This window comes from Rahnella sp. RFA10(1/100) (genome assembly GCF_004195115.1).
Classification (GTDB): domain Bacteria; phylum Pseudomonadota; class Gammaproteobacteria; order Enterobacterales; family Enterobacteriaceae; genus Rahnella; species Rahnella perminowiae.
Genome location: NZ_SEWR01000007.1, coordinates 141,369 through 160,590, shown reverse-complemented (window position 1 = coordinate 160,590; position 19,222 = coordinate 141,369). Strand labels below are relative to the sequence as shown.

The following is a 19,222-nucleotide window of genomic DNA, read 5'->3' as shown; positions in this document are numbered from 1 at the left end:
AAGTGTAAGAATTTATGTGCGGTGTTGCTACTTCGCCTGGGTGCCTGCCCGAGGTAAACCGAGCCTGCGAGACAGAATTATTTCGCAGTGCCATCAGCCTCAAAAAGTCACAGCAAGTGAATGGCGACATCGCGGACAATTTTCACGGAAGCAGGACGTTTTTGCGCCTTGTCGCTGCTTCGCGTGGTTGGTAAAGTAGGCGGATTTTATTTTCCGCCCCCAGCTAGCAGGATTATCCCTTCGTTATGTTTAAGAAATTTCGTGGCATGTTTTCCAACGACTTGTCCATCGACCTGGGTACCGCCAATACCCTCATTTATGTAAAAGGACAAGGCATCGTGCTGAATGAGCCATCAGTTGTGGCTATTCGTCAGGATCGTGCTGGTTCACCTAAAAGCGTTGCTGCTGTTGGTCACGACGCAAAACAGATGCTGGGTCGTACTCCTGGCAATATCGCCGCTATTCGTCCAATGAAAGACGGCGTTATCGCTGACTTCTTCGTGACGGAGAAAATGCTGCAACACTTCATCAAGCAAGTTCACAGCAACAGTTTCATGCGCCCAAGCCCGCGCGTGCTGGTGTGTGTACCAGTGGGTGCAACTCAGGTTGAACGCCGTGCTATCCGTGAATCTGCACAAGGTGCAGGCGCGCGTGAAGTGTTCCTGATTGAAGAGCCGATGGCGGCGGCAATTGGTGCCGGCCTGCCGGTATCTGAAGCGACCGGTTCAATGGTGGTGGATATCGGTGGTGGTACCACAGAAGTTGCCGTCATCTCCCTGAACGGCGTGGTGTATTCCTCTTCTGTGCGTATCGGCGGCGATCGTTTCGACGAAGCTATCATTAATTACGTACGCCGTAATTACGGTTCACTGATCGGTGAAGCAACGGCTGAGCGTATCAAGCACAGCATCGGTTCTGCCTATCCAGGTGATGAAGTGCATGAAATCGAAGTGCGCGGCCGTAACCTGGCTGAGGGTGTTCCACGTGGTTTCACGCTGAACTCCAACGAAATTCTGGAAGCCTTACAAGAGCCGCTGACCGGTATCGTCAGCGCGGTAATGGTTGCGCTGGAACAATGTCCGCCAGAACTGGCTTCCGACATCTCCGAGCGCGGCATGGTGCTGACCGGCGGTGGCGCATTACTGCGTAACCTTGATCGTCTGCTGATGGAAGAAACAGGTATCCCTGTTGTTGTCGCAGAAGATCCACTGACCTGCGTCGCCCGTGGCGGTGGTAAAGCATTAGAAATGATCGACATGCACGGCGGCGACTTATTCAGCGAAGAGTAATCTCAGCCAAGACTGGCTGATTTAAGCAAGTCTTGTTGCAAACAAGAATAGTCTGCCCGGGAAGGTGGTTGTCCGTCAGGTAAAACCTGCAACGTGAAGTGTGCAGTGTTCAATGTGGATCCGCGCAAACACTGGCTGAGCGATAAAGCTCTGCCAGTGTTTTGGCTATCCCATGAGATTGCCGCCTTTCTGTCAGGGGAAGTCTTTACTTCGACTGGCTGAAATCTTCTGTTGCCGAGGAACTCGCATATTTTATGAAGCCAATTTTTAGCAGGGGGCCTTCCCTGCAACTGCGACTTTTTTTGGCTATTCTCACGGCCATTGTCCTGATTGTTGCCGACAGTAAAATAGGTACGTTTGTTAAAATCCGCACCTATATGGATACGGCCGTCAGTCCCTTCTATTTTTTGTCCAATGCCCCGCGTGAATTCTTAGATCAGGTTTCCTCTACTTTTGCCACCCGTGGTCAGCTGGAACTTGAAAACCGCGCTTTGCGTCAGGAATTGTTGCTGAAAAACAGCGACCTGATGTTGCTTGGCCAATACAAACAAGAAAATGCCCGTTTGCGCGAGTTGCTGGGATCACCGTTGCGTCAGGACGAGCATAAAATGGTGACGCAGGTGCTCTCCACCAGCAATGATCCTTACAGCGATCAGATCGTCATCGATAAAGGCAGCAACAACGGTGTGTATATCGGGCAACCTGTTATCAGTGATAAAGGCGTCGTCGGCCAGGTTGTTGCTGTTGCCGCACTGACCAGCCGTGTACTGCTGATTTGTGATGCTTCACATGCGTTGCCGATTCAGGTACTGCGTAATGATATCCGCGTTATCGCTGCCGGTAGCGGTTGTGCTGATGACTTGCAACTTGAGCATCTGCCAAGCAATACCGATATTCGTGTCGGTGATGTGCTGGTGACGTCCGGTCTGGGGGGGCGTTTCCCTGAAGGTTATCCGGTCGGCGTGGTATCTTCGGTTAAGGTCGATAATCAGCGTGCCTATACCGTGATACAGGCACGTCCGACCGCCGGTCTGCAACGTTTGCGTTACCTGCTATTGTTGTGGGGGTCTGACCGCAATGGCGAGCACCCTTTACCACCGGATGAAGTGCATCGCGTTGCCAATGAGCGCCTGATGCAAATGATGCCGCAAGTATTGCCGCCTCCGGGAGATATGGGGCCGCCGGCACCTGTTCCTCCACCGGCAACCGGAACAGTCACTGCGCCTGCCAGTACGTCTGCTGTTCAGGGAGCGGCAGAATGAACAGCTACCGGAGCCACGGACGCTGGATTATTTGGCTATCCTTCTTAATAGCCATGCTATTGCAGGTGATGCCATGGCCTGAACAGATCTATATGTTCAGGCCGTCGTGGCTGTTGCTGATCCTGATTTACTGGGTGATGGCATTACCGCATCGCGTCAACGTGGGTACCGGTTTTGTTGTCGGCTTTATCATGGATTTGATCCTGGGATCGACGCTGGGTATTCGCGCACTGGCCTTTGCCATTACCGCCTACCTGGTCGCGTTCAAATTCCAGCTATTCCGTAACCTGGCGCTGTGGCAACAAGCGCTGATTGTCATGGTGCTTTCACTGGCTGTGGATGTCATGGTGTTCTGGGGGGAATTCCTGGTCGTCAACGTGTCATTCCGGCCTGAAGTTTTCTGGAGCAGTGTGGTCGACGGTGTGCTGTGGCCATGGCTGTTCCTGCTGATGCGTAAAATCCGTCGTCAGTTTGCTGTGCAATGAGGATGTTATGACCGCACTTTATCTGGCTTCCGGGTCACCACGTCGCCGTGAATTACTGGCCCTGCTGGAACTGCCTTTTGAGCGTCTGATGACTGACGTTGCAGAAGAGCGTCAGCCTGGCGAAGCCCCGCAAGATTATGTTTTACGACTGGCGAAAGATAAAGCGCAGGCCGGTGTGGCGGTCGCGGCAGAAGATTTGCCGGTGCTTGGCGCAGATACGATTGTGGTCCTTGATGGTAACGTCCTGGAAAAACCACGGGACGAAGCCCAGGCCGCTATTATGCTTAACGCATTGTCTGGAAAACAACATCAGGTGATGACCGCCATTGCGTTTGCCGACAGGCGGGATTGCCTCAATACGGTGGTTGTGACCGATGTCACCTTCCGTTCACTATCCTCCGACGATATTGCACATTATATTCTGAGCGGTGAGCCCATGGATAAAGCGGGCGCTTATGGTATTCAGGGAAAGGGCGGTTGTTTCGTCCGTGAAATTCGCGGCAGTTACTATGCAGTTGTGGGGCTTCCTCTGGTGGAAACCCAGGAACTGCTGAATGAATTTTCTGCCTTACGCGAGCTTAGGAGAAAACATGACAGCTGAATTACTGGTCAATGTCACCCCGTCTGAAACCCGCGTGGCTTACATTGACGGTGGCATTCTGCAGGAAATCCATATTGAGCGCGAGACCAAGCGCGGGATTGCCGGCAATATTTATAAAGGGCGTATCAGTCGTGTTCTGCCAGGTATGCAGGCGGCATTTGTTGATATCGGTCTTGAAAAGGCCGCCTTTTTACATGCGTCAGACATTATGCCGCATACTGAATGTGTGGCGCGTGACGAGCAGAAAAATTTCCATGTGCGTGACATCGCTGAGCTGGTTCATCAGGGCCAGGATCTGATGGTGCAGGTGGTGAAAGATCCGCTTGGCACCAAGGGCGCACGCCTGACGACCGACATTACTTTGCCTTCCCGCTATCTGGTATTCATGCCCGGCGCGTCCCATGTTGGTGTTTCGCAGCGTATTGAAAGTGAAGCCGAGCGCGACCGTCTCAAACGTATTGTCTCGGAATATTGTGATGAGCACGGCGGCTATATTATTCGTACCGCAGCCGAAGGCGTGGGCGAAGAAGAACTCAAACAAGATGCGGCCTACCTGAAACGTCTGTGGACCAAGGTAATGGAACGCAAGCGTCGCAATAAAACCAAGTGCAAGCTGTATGGAGAACTGGCGCTGGCGCACCGCGTGCTACGTGATTTTGCCGGTGAGGCACTGGACCGCATCCGTGTAGACTCCCGCCTGACGTATGAATTGCTGGTCGAATTCACCAGCGAATACATGCCGGAAATGACCAGTAAACTGGAGCATTACAGCGGTAAGCAACCCATTTTCGACTTGTTCGATGTGGAGAACGAAATCCAGCGTGCGCTTGAGCGTAAGGTGGAACTCAAGTCCGGTGGCTATCTGATTATTGATCAGACCGAAGCCATGACCACTGTGGATATCAACACGGGGGCGTTTGTCGGTCATCGTAATCTGGAAGACACGATATTTAACACTAACACCGAAGCGACGCAGGCCATTGCCCGTCAGCTGCGTTTGCGCAATCTTGGCGGCATTATCATTATCGACTTTATTGATATGTCCAATGAAGATCATCGTCGCCGTGTGCTGCACAGCCTTGAGCAGGCGTTGTCTAAAGACCGCGTGAAAACCGGTATTCACGGTTTCTCCGCGCTCGGTTTGGTGGAGATGACCCGTAAACGTACCCGCGAAAGCGTCGAACATGTGCTGTGCAGCGATTGTCCGACCTGCCATGCCCGCGGCACGGTGAAAACTGTTGAAACTGTCTGTTATGAAATTCTGCGTGAAATCGTACGTGTGCATCATGCCTACGATTCCGATCGTTTCCTGGTTTACGCGTCTGCCGCAGTAGGGGAAGCGCTCAAGGGGGAAGAATCCCATGCACTGGCCGAGGTGGAAATCTTCGTCGGCAAGCAGGTGAAAGTGCAGATTGAGCCGCTCTACAGTCAGGAACAGTTCGATGTCGTCATGATGTGATCCGATGGCTAATCGTCTGAAGCATCAAGAAGTTAAAGGTTTCCATTGCCGTCTGTGCAGGTGAAAGCCAGCATGGAATGGAAAACAAGGAGAGAGGTTTGAGGCGACTGCCCGGTATTTTATTAACCACCAGCGCAACCCTTGTCGTGATAGTGGCTTTGGTGATCAGTGGCTTACGGCTGGCATTGCCTCAACTGACCCGTTTTCAGGATCAACTGGTCGGGAAAGTTGAGGCGGTCACGGGCGTACCGATCGAATTATCGCAAGTGAGCGCCAGCTGGAAAACCTTTGGTCCGATCATGGAGATCCGTGGCCTTCAGGTCACCTTGCCGGACTCAACGTGGCAGGTTCAGCGCATTACGCTGGCGCTGGACGTCTGGCAATCCCTGCTGCATTTCCGCTGGCAGTTCCGCGACCTCACTTTCTACAATTTACAGCTGGATTTAAACAGCACGCTGGGGGGCGATAACAACAAAGGCAATGGCATCCAGCCAAACCGAGTCAGTGATATCTTCCTCAGACAGGTCGACCATTTCGATCTGCGCAACAGCCGCATTTCCTTCCTGACGCCTTCCGGCCCGCGTGCGGAATTTGATATTCCTCAGTTGACCTGGCTGAACAGTCACAACCGCCATCGCGCCGAAGGGCAGCTTAGCCTGTCGAGCTTTAACGGGCAGCATGGCATTGTGCAGTTGCGTATGGATCTGAACGATACCAACGGTCTGCTCAATAACGGTAAAATTTATCTTCAGGCCGACGATATCGACATGAAACCGTGGTTCAGTCGGTGGTTGCGCAACAATACGGGGCTGGAAAGTGCTAACTTCAGTCTGGCCGCCTGGCTGACCGTACGTAATGGCGATGTTTATGCCGGTGACGCGCTGTTGAAAAAGGGCTCTGCCACCTGGAAAAACGGTGACGATGCGCACCGCCTCGATGTTGATAACCTGACTTTGCACGGCAGCCGCCAGGGTAACGGCTGGCAGATTGGTACGCAGCAACTGAATCTGAAAACTGACGGCGTGGCGTGGCCAAAAGGGCGTCTTGAAGCGCTTTATCTGCCCGAAAATAATAATTTCCTCGGCCCCTCGCAGGGCGAAGAATTGCGTATCCGCGGCACAAATCTGCAACTCGAACGCTTAGGACCGGTGATCCCGACTTTCTCGTTTCTGACCCCGGCCTTGCTGGAGCGTTGGCAGGATTTAAAACCTGCCGGTAATGTGGCTCGCCTCGCGCTGGATATTCCGCTTAAGCAGCCGGAACAGACCCGTTTTGATGTGAACTGGCGCGATGTCAGCTGGCAGCGTTGGGAACTGTTGCCAGGCGTTAACCATTTCAGCGGTGGTCTGAAAGGCAGCGTCGCGGACGGGCAGATGACGGTGAAATTACAAGACAGTCTGCTGCCGTTCGGCGAAATGTTCCGTGCACCGCTGGACGTCAGCACAGCGACCGGAACCTTTAACTGGACCAACGGTAAAGAAGGCTGGTCGTTGTCGGGTAAAAACGTGGATGTCAAAGCGAGCGCACTGTGGGCGAAAGGCGATTTCCGCTACAACCAGCCTGCCGAAGGCGAGCCGTGGCTGAATATTCTGGCCGGTATTCGCTTATATGACGCCGGTCAGGCCTGGCGCTACTTCCCTGAGCCGCTGATGGGTAAACATCTGGTGAATTATCTGAGCGATGCGATCCGGGCTGGTCAGGTGGATAACGCCACGCTGACTTTTAACGGCAATCCTCAACATTTCCCGTTCAAAAAGAACGAAGGGCAGTTTGAGGTCTGGGTTCCGCTACGCCACTCGACCTTTGAATTCCAGCCTGGTTGGCCAGCGCTGACCGATCTGGATATCGATCTTGATTTCCTTAATGACGGCCTCTTTATGAAAGCCGCGCACACCAAACTGGGCAACGTTGACGGTAATAACGTCGTTGCCAATATCCCTGACTACCTGAAAGAAAAACTGTTTATTGATGCTGACCTTCGCGGGCAGGGTAAAGATATCGGCGACTATTTCATGGATACGCCGTTGCATGATTCGCTGGGTTCGGCGTTACAGGAATTGCAGATTGGCGGCGAAGTGAATGGTCGCTTACATCTTGATATTCCACTGGATGGCGAAGTGGTGCACGCATCCGGTGGCGTCACGCTCAATAACAACAGCCTGTTTATCAAACCGCTGAACAGCAAAATCAGCCAGCTCAGCGGCCAGTTCAGTTATGACAACGGCAATCTGCAAAGTAACCGGCTCACCGGTAACTGGTTCGGTCAACCGGTCAACGTGATGTTCAGCACGCAGGAACTGCAAGATAATTTCAACGTACAGGTCGGGCTGGATGCGAACTGGCAGTTGTCCAAAATCCCCGGCTTGCCTGCGGCGGCGGCCAGTAAAATCTCTGGCGGAACGCCGTGGAAAGGCGATGTTAATATCACGCTGCCGCATAAAGGTACGCCGACGTACACCGTCAATGTGAACGCCGATCTGAAAGATGTGAGCAGTCACTTACCCGATCCCCTGGATAAGAAAGCCGGGCATGCGATGCCGCTGGTAGTGAACGTTAAAGGTGACCTTCACAGCTTTAATCTGCAAGGGGTGCTGGCGGGTAAAGACCAGTTCAACAGCCGCTGGCTGCTGGGCAAACAACTCCAACTGGATCGCGCCTCCTGGCAGGAAAACAGTAAAAAGACACCCCCCTTGCCGGATGACAGCAGCCTGACACTTCATCTGCCCGCGCTTGACGGTGAAAGCTGGCTGGGTTTGCTGTCGCCGGATAAAGCGACGCAGGATACCAATACTAAACTGGCGGGTTTCAGCTTCCCGCACCAGATCATCCTGACAACACCTGCGCTTACGCTAGGCGGGCAGGTCTGGAACGATCTGATTCTCACCTCGGTTCAGGGGCATCAGGGCATGGAAGTCAGCGCCAAAGGTAAGGAAATCGATGGCAGGCTGAATATGAATGACAACGGCCCGTGGCTGGCAAAGCTGAAATATGTTTATTTCAATCCGCAATGGACGCCGGAAGATGTGGCCGGCAGCGCACAGCCGGGCGGTAATCCGTTTGCTACCAATAAGATTTCGTTTGCCAGCTGGCCGTCATTACAGCTGCGTTGCGAAGCCTGTTGGTTCCTCGGTCAGAATTTCCGCAAGGTGAATGCTGACCTGACACCACAGGGCGATCAGCTGATGTTGCGTAACGGTCTGATTGATACCGGCGTCGCGCGGCTTGATGTGCAGGGCGACTGGACGCAGAACGGGCAGGGCGAGAACACCGGTCTCAAAGGCAAACTGACCGGTAAAAATATTGAGCAGGCAATGTCATTCTTTGGTGTGACCACCCCCCTGAAAGGTGCGCCGTTTGATATTAACTTTGATCTGCACTGGAAATCGGTGCCGTGGAAACCTGATGTCAGCACACTGAACGGCACGTTGAAAAACACGCTGGGTAAAGGCGAGATTGCGGATATCGGCGCGGGTCGCGCCGGACAGTTACTGCGTCTGATCAGCTTCGATGCGTTGCTGCGCAAACTGCGTCTCGATTTCAGCGATACCTTTGGTCAGGGCTTCTATTTTGACTCGATCAAATCCACCGCCTGGATTAAAGATGGTGTACTTCATACCGATGACCTGCTGATTGATGGTCTGGAAGCGGATATCGCTATCACCGGGAAAGTCAATTTCGTCAATCAACAACTGGATCTCGAAGCGGTCATTGCGCCGGAAATTTCCGCCACAGTGGGCGTCGCGACGGCATTTGTTATCAATCCGGTGGTCGGGGTTGCCGTTTTCGCTGCCAGTAAAGTGCTGGCACCGTTGTGGAATAAAATCTCGCTTATCCGCTATCAGATTGACGGCACCATCGCCGAACCTCGTATTAACGAAATTCTGCGTAAACCCGTTGAACATCCAAAAGTGGCCGCTGCGCAGTAATGCTTCGGGTGAAGGTGGCAGGAAACCTCTTTCGTGCTGTGTTAGGCTGTTAATAACCTTGTAACAATGGATTGTCTTGCGGGCAGACTGTGTAAACCTCAGTCTGCCTGCCGGACTTTCGTCTAAAAGAGAGTGAACATCTATGAGTCTGGCCTTAGTCAGTGAGCAGTTACTAACTGCTAATAATCTGAGTCATCAGGATCTGTTTTCCATTTTGGGCCAGTTGTCTGAACGTCGTCTCGATTATGCCGATCTCTTTTTCCAGTCCAGCTTCCACGAAGCCTGGGTGATCGAAGACAGCATCATCAAAGACGGTTCTTACAATATCGATCAGGGTGTCGGTGTCCGTGCGGTAAGCGGTGAAAAAACCGGTTTTGCCTATGCTGACCAAATCACGCTCAATGCCCTGAATCTCAGCGCAACAGCGGCCCGCAGTATTGTCCGCGAACAGGGCAATGGCAAAGCGCATATGCTGGGTGAAATTGCCTACAAATCTCTTTATTCTCCGCTGGATCCGCTGCAAAGCCTGCCGCGTGAAGCAAAAATCGAACTGCTGCACCGCGTCGACAAGATTGCCCGTGCGGCCGATAAGCGCGTGCAGGAAGTCAGTGCCAGCATCACCGGCGTGTATGAACATGTGCTGGTGGCTGCCACTGACGGTACGCTGGCGGCAGATATTCGCCCGCTGGTGCGCCTGTCCGTAAGCGTTCTGGTTGAACAGGACGGACGTCGTGAGCGTGGCTCCAGTGGCGGCGGCGGTCGTGTCGGTTATGATTACTTCCTCGAAACCGTGAACGGTGAAGTGCGCGCGGAAGCCTTTGCCCGTGATGCTGTACGTATGGCATTGCTGAACCTGACGGCAGTCGCCGCACCGGCTGGCGGCATGCCTGTTGTGCTGGGTTCCGGCTGGCCGGGTGTGCTGTTGCATGAGGCGGTAGGTCACGGTCTGGAAGGTGACTTTAACCGTCGCGGGACCTCGGTATTTAGCGGTCAGATGGGCAAGCGTGTGGCCTCTGAACTGTGTACCGTGGTGGATGATGGTACGCTGCCGGGTCTGCGTGGTTCACTGGCGATTGATGATGAGGGTGTGCCGGGTCAGTACAATGTGCTGATCGAAAATGGTGTGTTGAAAGGCTATATGCAGGACAAGCTGAATGCGCGTCTGATGGGGGTTTCGCCGACCGGTAACGGCCGTCGCGAATCCTACGCACATCTGCCGATGCCGCGTATGACCAATACCTATATGCTGGCCGGGAAATCAACGCCGGAAGATATCATCAGTAGCGTGGAATATGGCCTGTATGCGCCCAACTTCGGCGGGGGGCAGGTGGATATCACCTCGGGTAAATTCGTGTTCTCGACGTCCGAAGCGTATCTGATCGAAAAAGGCCGCATCACCAAACCGGTGAAAGGCGCGACGCTGATCGGCTCGGGCATTGAAGCAATGCAACAGATTTCCATGGTCGGCAACGATCTGGCGATCGATAAAGGGGTTGGCGTGTGCGGTAAAGAAGGTCAGAGCCTGCCGGTCGGGGTCGGTCAGCCCACCCTGAAGCTGGATAATCTGACCGTCGGCGGCACTGCGTAGTAGAAGATTATTTCGGTGTTATCCCTCCCCTTTCACACGGGGAGGTTTAATTCCACTGTGTGACTTTTATCCCCTGCCGGTATCCCTGATACACCTTGCTCACCCGTTTGAAATAATCCGTCAGATAATCAATACAGACCTGGACCTTCAGCGGCAGTTTGTCCTTTTGGGTATACAGCGCGTAAACCGGCCGCGGATCAGACTGATAGCTCCTGAACAGAATTTCCACTTCACCGGCATTGATCTCTTCAATGACCCACATCAGCGGCACATACGCGATACCGACACCGGCTTTCAGCCAGCGGATCATGGTCTGCGAATCGTTGGTGACGAAGCGGCCCTGCGGAGTAATGCGGGTCGAAATACCTTCGGGGGCGATCAGTTCAAATTCGCTGTCCGGGCGGACGCTGTACTCCAGCCATGAGAAATTCACCATATCTGCCGGTTTCTCCGGCGTCCCGTGCTGCGCCAGATAACTGTGTGCCGCGCATACCACCATCGGCATTGAGCCCAGGCGGGTGCAGAACAGACTGGAGTCTTGCAACGCACCCACGCGGATGACCATGTCCAGCCCGTCGGCGATAAGATCCGGTGCCGGAATGCCGGTCACCAGATTCACCGTCAGGCCGGGGTATTCAGTGAGCATTTCGGCGGTCATCGCAGCAAGAACATTTTGTGCCATTGTCGATGAGCTGCCGATGCGTAATGTGCCGGTCGGGGTGTTGTTGAAGGCATACAATTGTTCATGTACTTCGCGCACATCGTGCAACATTTTCCGGCAACCCTGATAGTAAAGCTTACCGGCTTCCGTCAGGCCAAGACTGCGGGTGCTGCGGTTTAGCAGTTTGATTTGTAAATCATTTTCCAGCTTTGAGATCGTCTGACTGATGGCGGAAACGCTCATGTCGAGGCGTCGTGCGGCCGCAGTAAAGGAGCCGCTTTCCACTACCTGAGCAAAGATCGACATGCGTTTTAATCGGTCCATTGTTAACTCTGGCTTAAAAGTGATTTAGATCACAGAACGTTGATTAGTTGATAATAAGCACGCTAATATACCCTTCCGGGCGATAAAGCTCAGGTTTCAGTTTTCCTGACATCATGCTTACCTTCGCACACTTCCCTGGCAACTTTGCAGCTTCATTGCTCTGCTCCCGTTGAATTATTTTTCATCGGGGTCGCGTGCCGTTGCCTAAAATAATAAATAATGCGTGCGCGGGACGTTATGCGTTTGTCCGTCGTAATAATGTAAGGAATTTTTGATGAGTTTGCTTCCGGTAATGGTGATTTTCGGATTGTCGTTTCCTCCGGTGTTTTTTGAAATACTGTTGGCGCTGGTGGTATTTTTTCTGCTGCGGCGTGTATTGCAACCCACCGGAATTTACGACTTTGTCTGGCACCCGGCGTTGTTCAACACAGCTTTGTACTGCTGTCTTTTCTACCTGATCTCCTGCATGTTCGTCTGAGGGCGTTGTGAAAAATTTCTCCATAAAAATAATACGTTACACAATAACGTTGATTCTTGTCGTGCTGGCTGTCATCGCAATCTTCAAAGCCTGGACGTTCTATACAGAATCTCCATGGACCCGTGATGCCAAATTTACCGCTGACGTGGTGTCTATCGCGCCCGATGTCACCGGTCTGATTACCGATGTGCCGGTGGTTGATAACCAACTGGTGAAGAAAGGCCAGGTGCTGTTCAAAATCGACCAGCCGCGCTACCAGCAGGCGCTGGACGAAGCGAGCGCTGACGTCGCGTATTATCAGGCGCTGGTTTCTGAGAAAAAGCGCGAAGCCGGACGCCGTGTGAAACTGGGCGTTCAGGCCATGTCGCAGGAAGAAATCGATCAGGCAAATAACGTGCTGCAAACCGCTCAACATCAGATGGCGAAAGCGCAGGCTGCACGGGATCTGGCGGTGCTGGATCTGGAACGTACGGTGGTGGTGGCACCTGCCGACGGCTGGGTCACTAACCTGACCGTCCATCCGGGTAACTACATCAACCGTGGCTCGACTGCCGTGGCGCTGGTGAAGAAAAATTCCTTCTATATTCTTGCCTATCTTGAAGAAACCAAACTGTCCGGGCTGAAAAAAGGTGACCGTGCGGAAATCACGCCGCTCGGCAGCAACCGCATCATGCACGGTACAGTCGACAGCGTAGCGGCCGCGGTGACAAACAGTTCTTCTTCTGCGGCGACCAACGGTCTGGCGACTATCGACAGCAACCTCGAATGGGTGCGCCTGGCGCAGCGTGTGCCGGTGAAAATCCTGCTTGATGCCGAAGATCAGCAACATCCTTATCCGGCAGGTACCACGGCGACGGTGGTGATTACCGGCAGCCATGACCGTAAACAAGATGAAGGATCCCCGTTCCTTCGCCTCCTGCATCGTCTGAGAGAGTTTGGTTAAGGCCGGAAAGATGAATAGCGTACTTATCCCGCGTGTGCGTTTTGCCTGCAAGCTGACGTTCGCGATCCTGGGCGCACTGGTTCTCGGCTTTTATCTGCAACTCGAAACCCCGCGCTGGTCGGCCATGACCGCCGCCATAGTGACATCCGGCCCTGCGCTGGCCGCGGGGGGAGAACCCTTTGCCGGTGCTATTCGTCATCGTGGTTTTCTGCGTGTTATCGGCACTTTTATCGGCTGTATCGCGGCGCTGGTGATCGTGATTGCCACCGCCCGCGCGCCGGTTGTTATGCTGTTGCTGTGCTGCATCTGGGCGGGCGTGTGCACCTGGTGGTCATCGCTGGTGCGTATTGAGAACTCGTATGCGCTGGGGCTGGCCGGGTATACCGCGCTGATTATTGTGGTGACGTCCGCCAGTTCACCCCTGCAAACGCCGCAGTTTGCGGTTGAGCGTTGCAGTGAAATCGTGATCGGGATTTGTTGCGCCATCGTCGCTGACCTGCTGTTCTCTCCCCGTTCTATTAAAAAAGATATCGACCGTGCCGTCAGCCAGCTGATGTTGGATCAGTTTGCGCTGATGCGGATTTGCGTGAACAGCGGGACGAAGGAAGATATCGATAAGTCCTGGAATAATCTGGTAAAAAGCACGACTGCGCTGAACGGTATGCGTGGCAGCCTGATGATGGAATCTTCGCGCTGGCAGCGATGCAATCGTCGCCTGAAAGCGCTGCACAGCACCTCCCTGAGCATGATCACGCAGGCTTGTGAAACCTATCTGATTTTACAAAACTCACCGGATCGGATTTCGCCTGAACTGAAGGCGTTGTTTGCTGAACCCGCTGAAAACGTGGCGGATGTACACCGCAGGCTGAAGCAGTTGCGCCAGATAATTACCGGCATGCACAGTGATAACGTGCTCATGACGGTCAGCGCCTGGACCGGTGCCGGCACCCGTGCGCTGTTGCTGATGAAAGGCATCCAGACCAACAGCAGTATCAGCGCCACAGAAAACGGTGTGCTTGACGGCGAAGTGGTGGTGCGGCCTGTTTCGGCAGAACGTCACCATGCGCTGGTCAACGGCCTGCGAACCTTCACTGCAACAGCTATCGGCTGCCTGATGTGGCTGTGGACCGGCTGGACATCGGCCAGCGGCTGCGTGATTATCATTGCTGTGGTGACCTCGCTGGCGATGCGTACGCCAAATCCGAAAGGCATGGCTATGGATTTCATCATCGGCATGTTGCTGGCGATCCCGGTCGGTTCGATGATGTTTATGCTGATTATGCCCGCGACGCAGCAGAGTCTGTTCCTGCTGTGTCTGATGCTGGGGATCTTCACTTTCTTTATCGGTATCGAAGTGACCAAGCGTCGTCTCGGTATGCTCGGATTGCTGGCGGGTACCATTAATATTCTGGTGCTCAGCAATCCGATGGTATTTAACGTCACGTCGTTTCTGGATAACGCGATGGGGCAGGCGATAGGTACGGTGATCGCGATGGCGGTGTTACTGATTGTGCGGGATAAATCCCGTGAGAAAACCGGCCGTACGCTGCTTAACCGTTTCATGAGCAGCGCAGTGTCGGCGCTGACCACCAAAGCGTACCGGCGTCGTGAAAACCACCTTCCTGCGCTTTATCACCAGCTTAATCAGTTGCTGGTGATGTTCCCGAACGATATCGACAAATACCGTCTGGCGCTGATGCTGATTATCGCGCACCAGCGCATGAAACTGGCAGAAGTGCCGGTGAATGACGAACTGTCTGCGTTCCACAAAAAAATCCGTAATACGGCCGATCACGTGGTCTCTGCATCAGGTGAAGGCAAGCGCACCTATTATTACCAGCGGTTACTGAAAGAGCTGGGTGAGTATCAGGAAAAGCTGGTCGAGTACGACGCACCGCTGAAAGTGACCGAGCCGGTAAGGCGTCTCACTGACATGCTGCAACGTTATCAGCATGCTTTCCTGGCCTGATAACTCACCAGGACAGTGAAAATAAAAGGCCGGTGCATAAATGAATGCACCGGCCTTTTCTACTTTCGGGCCTCATTATCTTAAAAACGTTTCGCGATCAGCTGCGGTGATCGGGCGTATCACCCGGCACGGCACACCTGCTGCAACCACATCGGCTGGAATGGACTTCGTGACCACGCTGCCCGCGCCAATCACGCTGTTCCGGCCAATGGTCACACCCGGATTCACCATCACGCCAGTGCCCAGCCAGACGTTATCTTCGATGATGATGGGCAGGGAGAATTGCTGTCCGGTGATGCGGATTTCAGGGTCGATAGGATGACCTGCCGTGGCGAGGGTCACATTTGGCGCGATCATCACGTTATCGCCAATCGTCACCGTGGCGTCATCCACCACCGTGAGATTGAAGTTGGCGTAAAAGTGATTGCCGATATGAATATGCGAGCCATACGCGACATGCAAGGGCGGCTCTATCCAGCAGGATTTGCCCAGACTGCCCATAATGCTTTTGAGCAAATCCAGGCGCTTTGCCTCTTCGGACGGTCGCGTGAGGTTAAAATCATACACGCGCTCTTTTCCGGCGCGACGTTCCTCCGGCAATCCTTCGCCCATGTCTGTATACAGCTCGCCCATATTCATCTTTTCGCGCGTCGACATATCCTGTTCCCTCATCAGAAATTTACGGGGTAAAACCGCAGTCTACTGACCGGAAAAAGAAATGTGAACGTGCGACAATTTCATTGAGTCAACTATGCGACACGGGTCTCGCGTCGCGGGCTGACGGGCGGGTCTTCTTCCTCCATATCCGGCGGGATTTCCAGTTTTTCATGTCCAGAAGCCACACCCCAGTAATAGCAAACCAGCGTCGCGATAACCACCAGCACCATATCCAGCGGGCTTGAAATGGTGCCGGTGCCACCGTAAGTCCCGAAATAAGAGAGAATGAAAATGGCGACGTAATACGCCAGCAACCACCATGCGCTCCGGACATCACGTTTGAAATGCTGATCTTTCTTACCAAACAACACATACGCCACCCAGGCAATCACCAGTATCGGGATCAGCAGCTCATTCACTGACCAGCCGCTCCAGTAAATCAGCAGGGTACTGGCGACAAATGCCAGCGGGCTGAGCAGGGCGAAAACCGGCAGTCGGAACGGACGCGGCAAATCGGGCAACCGTGAGCGCATAACACCGGCATTGACCGGGCCGGGCATATAGGTAAACACGGTGGCGGAAGTGACGGCACCAATCAGCCCGCCCCAGACCTGAAACTCAGACGGCAGCGTCCACGCAATCGCCAGTATCAGCGACAGCCAGAGTGCGCCGCGTGGTACGCCAGATTTCGGATCGACCTTGGCGAAAATCGAAAACAGATGACCATTCTTTGCCCAGGCAAACAGCACGCGGGAAGCCCCGGCGAGATAGATATTTCCGGTACCTGCCGGTGAAATCACTGCATCAATCAGGATCAGGTTGATCAGCCACGTTATGCCCAGGCTGCGGGCCAGATCGGCATACGGAGACTGGAAGATAGTTTTCAGCCCCACCCAGCCGTGTGCGCTGAGAATGTCGGTTGGTACCGCACCCATAAAGGCGAACTGCAACAGAATGTAGATAACAAAACTGATGCCGATAGCCAGCATGATGGCGATCGGGATATTGCGCTGCGGGTTTTTCGCCTCACTGGCGAAATCCACCGCCTGGCGGAATCCGAGATACGCAAACACAATTCCTGCGCCGGTCAGGGAGGAGAATATACCGTGGATCCCCCCCGGTGCGGTACCTGGCACGCTCAGGTTGCCGCCATGGAAATAGCCAAATAAGGTGACGATCACCATCAGCGGCACAATGAATTTGAACGTCGTGATGATGGTGTTGATGCGCCCGAAGAAACTGACGCTCCAGTAGTTAAGCAGGAAGAAACACACCAGGAGAACGATTTGCATCACAAAGCCGAGGCGGGTCGGGCTGCCGTCGGACTGACCTAACGCGGGCCACCAGTACATGGCATATTGCCGCACAGCTTCCACCTCCACGCCCGCCGTGCTGGTATACGCCAGTAAGGAACTTACACCGATCACAAAACCGACCACATTCCCATGGGTGTAATTCGGATAGCGTACAAAACCACCCGCCCGCGGAATAGCCGCTGAAAGCTCGGCGAATACCAGCCCGATCAACAGCACCATCACGGCGCCCAGCAACCAGGCCCAGCCGGTTAAACCACCCGCATAGCCGGAACTGGTGAGTGCCGCATAGAGCCATCCTGAACCGATCATGGATCCGACACCAAGCAAGGTCAGATCCACCAGGCCTAATTTTTTTTTCAAAGTCCCCTGAGTCATAGGATCCTCTTTAGGGTTGAAGAGTTGGGAAGACGGCAGAAATCTTCACTGCCAAAAAAGGGAATTAGCACCCGCGCCGGGATTGCGCGGTCAGAGGGTATTGAGCATGAACCATGCCAGTAATGTGATTTTCGCCACACAGCACCGTGGCGGGCGTAAATACACAGTGCTTATGGTTTGCATGCTATCTGATGGCGCAAAAAGATCGCGCAGAGGTCACGCGGTGCACCTGTGTGGGGCAGGAAAAACATCAGGGTTATGCGGATATTTTCCACAATCTCAGCAGAAAAGTCCGGTGTAACTGAATGTTACAAGCACAGAACGCTAAACGCCTTGTGACCTCGTCCCGGTTTTTAGCGTCTATACTTACTGCCATATTCCGTTTTGAATGGCATAAATCAGGAGGATCCCTTATGTCTGCCCAGATTGAAAAACTCTCCGCACATCCTTTATTTAAGACCGGCTATTTTGCTGGCGGTAAATGGCTTGAGGCCAAAGACACCTTCGATGTGCTGGATCCGGCAACCGGCGAGGTGGTCGCCAAAGTGGCAAAGGCCGGAAAGGCGGAAACGGAAGCTGCAGTGAAGGCGGCCAGCGACGCTTTTCCACAATGGCGTAAAACCACGGCGAAAGCGCGTTCTGAAATCTTGCATCGCTGGTATGAACTGATGCTGGAAAATAAACAATTCCTGGGTGAACTGATGGTTGCCGAGCAGGGCAAGCCGCTGAAAGAGGCATTGGGTGAAGTCGATTACGCTGCAAGCTATCTGCAATGGTTCAGCGAAGAGGCCAAACGTGCCAACGGCGAAATCATTCCTCCGGCCAAATCCGGCTCACGCATCCTGGCGACACGCGAACCGGTCGGCGTGGTGGCGGCAATCACGCCATGGAATTTCCCGCTGGCGATGCTGACCCGCAAACTGGGACCGGCGCTGGCGGCAGGTTGTACCGGCCTCATCAAACCGGCCAGTAACACTCCGCTGTCTGCATTTGCTTTGTTGCAACTGGCACAGGATGCGGGCGTACCGGACGGTGTGATTAACGGCGTGGCCGGTGACACCGGTGCTATCAGTGAAGTGATTATGACCAGCGACGCGGTACGTAAAGTCTCCTTTACCGGCTCGACGGAAATCGGCAAAACATTAGTACGCAACAGCGCCGACACCATGAAGAAAGTGTCAATGGAACTGGGCGGTAATGCCCCCTATATCGTGTTTGACGATGCCGACATTGAGGCGGCCGTGCAGGGCGCGATCACCTGTAAATTCCGCAATTCCGGTCAGGTCTGTGTATGTATCAACCGCATTTACGTGCAGGACGGGGTGTACGAGGCATTTACCTCACGGCTGGTGGAAGAAGTGCGCAAACTGAAAGTCGGCAACGGCATGGACGAAGGTGTGATTGTCGGGCCACTGATCAATATCAAGGGGCTGGAGAAAGTCGAAGAACACGTCAGGGACGCGCTGGAGAAAGGCGCACGCCTGATGGAGGGCGGTCAGCGGCATAAACTCGGTGGCAACTTCTTCCAGCCGACAGTGATTATTGATGTTACCGATGACATGAAAGTGGCGCATGAAGAAACCTTCGGCCCGCTGGCGGCCTGTTTCCGTTTCAAAACGGAAGAAGAAGTGATTAAGCGCGCCAACGATACACCTTTCGGGCTGGCGGCGTATTTCTACAGCCAGAATCTGCAACGTATTTTCCGTGTCGCGGATGCCATAGAAAGCGGGATGATCGGCATTAACGAATGCGCGATTTCCAACGAAGCCGCGCCTTTTGGTGGCGTAAAAGAATCCGGCCTGGGACGTGAAGGTTCGGTGCTGGGACTGGAAGAATATTTGCAGGTGAAAACGCTGCATTTAGGGAACCTTTAAGTCAGCTTTCCAGAA

Annotated in this window: 14 protein-coding genes; 11 read left to right on the top strand and 3 right to left on the bottom strand. The window is 53.8% G+C overall.

Annotation, left to right across the window (positions count from 1 at the left end; genetic code table 11):
- Window positions 1–245: 245 nt before the first annotated feature.
- The 7 genes from mreB to tldD all read left to right on the top strand — a co-directional run bounded on the left by mreB (window position 246) and on the right by tldD (window position 10,610).
- Window positions 246–1,289, top strand: a complete 1,044-nt coding sequence (gene mreB, locus ETV65_RS19575; protein ID WP_013577291.1) for a rod shape-determining protein MreB — start codon at window positions 246–248, stop codon at window positions 1,287–1,289.
- Between the two features lie 254 nt (window positions 1,290–1,543).
- Entirely contained in the window at window positions 1,544–2,551 is a 1,008-nt protein-coding gene (mreC, locus tag ETV65_RS19570; RefSeq protein ID WP_129954758.1) for a rod shape-determining protein MreC, read from the top strand.
- A complete protein-coding gene (gene mreD / locus ETV65_RS19565) occupies window positions 2,548–3,036 on the top strand; it encodes a rod shape-determining protein MreD (protein WP_129954757.1) in 489 nt (162 codons plus the stop codon). Before mreC ends, mreD begins: the two co-directional genes overlap by 4 nt.
- A 7-nt stretch (window positions 3,037–3,043) precedes the next feature.
- Window positions 3,044–3,637: a nucleoside triphosphate pyrophosphatase gene (locus tag ETV65_RS19560; protein WP_129954756.1), complete on the top strand. Its 594-nt coding sequence runs from the start codon at window positions 3,044–3,046 to the stop codon at window positions 3,635–3,637.
- Window positions 3,627–5,096 carry a ribonuclease G gene (rng, locus tag ETV65_RS19555; protein WP_013577287.1) on the top strand — a complete coding sequence of 490 codons (1,470 nt, stop codon included), beginning with the start codon at window positions 3,627–3,629 and terminating at the stop codon, window positions 5,094–5,096. The genes ETV65_RS19560 and rng overlap by 11 nt, the downstream gene beginning before the upstream one ends.
- A gap of 98 nt (window positions 5,097–5,194) precedes the next feature.
- Window positions 5,195–9,022 carry an AsmA2 domain-containing protein YhdP gene (gene yhdP / locus ETV65_RS19550; protein WP_129954755.1) on the top strand — a complete coding sequence of 1,276 codons (3,828 nt, stop codon included), beginning with the start codon at window positions 5,195–5,197 and terminating at the stop codon, window positions 9,020–9,022.
- Window positions 9,023–9,164: 142 nt separating this feature from the next.
- Window positions 9,165–10,610 (top strand): metalloprotease TldD, encoded by a 1,446-nt coding sequence (gene tldD / locus ETV65_RS19545; protein WP_129954754.1) that lies wholly within the window; start codon window positions 9,165–9,167, stop codon window positions 10,608–10,610.
- A gap of 46 nt (window positions 10,611–10,656) precedes the next feature.
- Here the strand turns inward: tldD and aaeR are convergent, their stop codons facing one another.
- Complete coding sequence (aaeR, locus tag ETV65_RS19540) at window positions 10,657–11,595, bottom strand: HTH-type transcriptional activator AaeR (RefSeq protein ID WP_129954753.1); 939 nt, start codon at window positions 11,593–11,595, stop codon at window positions 10,657–10,659.
- Between the two features lie 274 nt (window positions 11,596–11,869).
- Here aaeR and aaeX point away from each other — a divergent pair, with 274 nt between their 5' ends.
- Genes aaeX through aaeB form a run of 3 tightly spaced genes read left to right on the top strand, consistent with a single transcriptional unit; the run spans window position 11,870 to window position 14,985 of the window.
- A complete protein-coding gene (gene aaeX, locus ETV65_RS19535; RefSeq protein ID WP_015698919.1) occupies window positions 11,870–12,073 on the top strand; it encodes a p-hydroxybenzoic acid efflux pump operon protein AaeX in 204 nt (67 codons plus the stop codon).
- Between the two features lie 7 nt (window positions 12,074–12,080).
- Window positions 12,081–13,016 (top strand): p-hydroxybenzoic acid efflux pump subunit AaeA, encoded by a 936-nt coding sequence (aaeA, locus tag ETV65_RS19530; protein ID WP_129954752.1) that lies wholly within the window; start codon window positions 12,081–12,083, stop codon window positions 13,014–13,016.
- Between the two features lie 10 nt (window positions 13,017–13,026).
- Window positions 13,027–14,985 (top strand): p-hydroxybenzoic acid efflux pump subunit AaeB, encoded by a 1,959-nt coding sequence (aaeB, locus tag ETV65_RS19525; protein ID WP_129954751.1) that lies wholly within the window; start codon window positions 13,027–13,029, stop codon window positions 14,983–14,985.
- A gap of 75 nt (window positions 14,986–15,060) precedes the next feature.
- Here the strand turns inward: aaeB and ETV65_RS19520 are convergent, their stop codons facing one another.
- The gene (locus ETV65_RS19520) at window positions 15,061–15,642 is read right to left on the bottom strand and encodes a maltose acetyltransferase domain-containing protein (RefSeq protein ID WP_129954750.1); all 582 of its coding nucleotides are present in this window, start codon (window positions 15,640–15,642) and stop codon (window positions 15,061–15,063) included.
- A gap of 92 nt (window positions 15,643–15,734) precedes the next feature.
- Window positions 15,735–17,333, bottom strand: a complete 1,599-nt coding sequence (locus ETV65_RS19515) for an APC family permease (protein WP_129954749.1) — start codon at window positions 17,331–17,333, stop codon at window positions 15,735–15,737.
- 413 nt (window positions 17,334–17,746) lie between these two features.
- Here ETV65_RS19515 and ETV65_RS19510 point away from each other — a divergent pair, with 413 nt between their 5' ends.
- The gene (locus tag ETV65_RS19510) at window positions 17,747–19,207 is read left to right on the top strand and encodes an NAD-dependent succinate-semialdehyde dehydrogenase (RefSeq protein WP_129954748.1); all 1,461 of its coding nucleotides are present in this window, start codon (window positions 17,747–17,749) and stop codon (window positions 19,205–19,207) included.
- The last annotated feature ends 15 nt before the right edge of the window (window positions 19,208–19,222 follow it).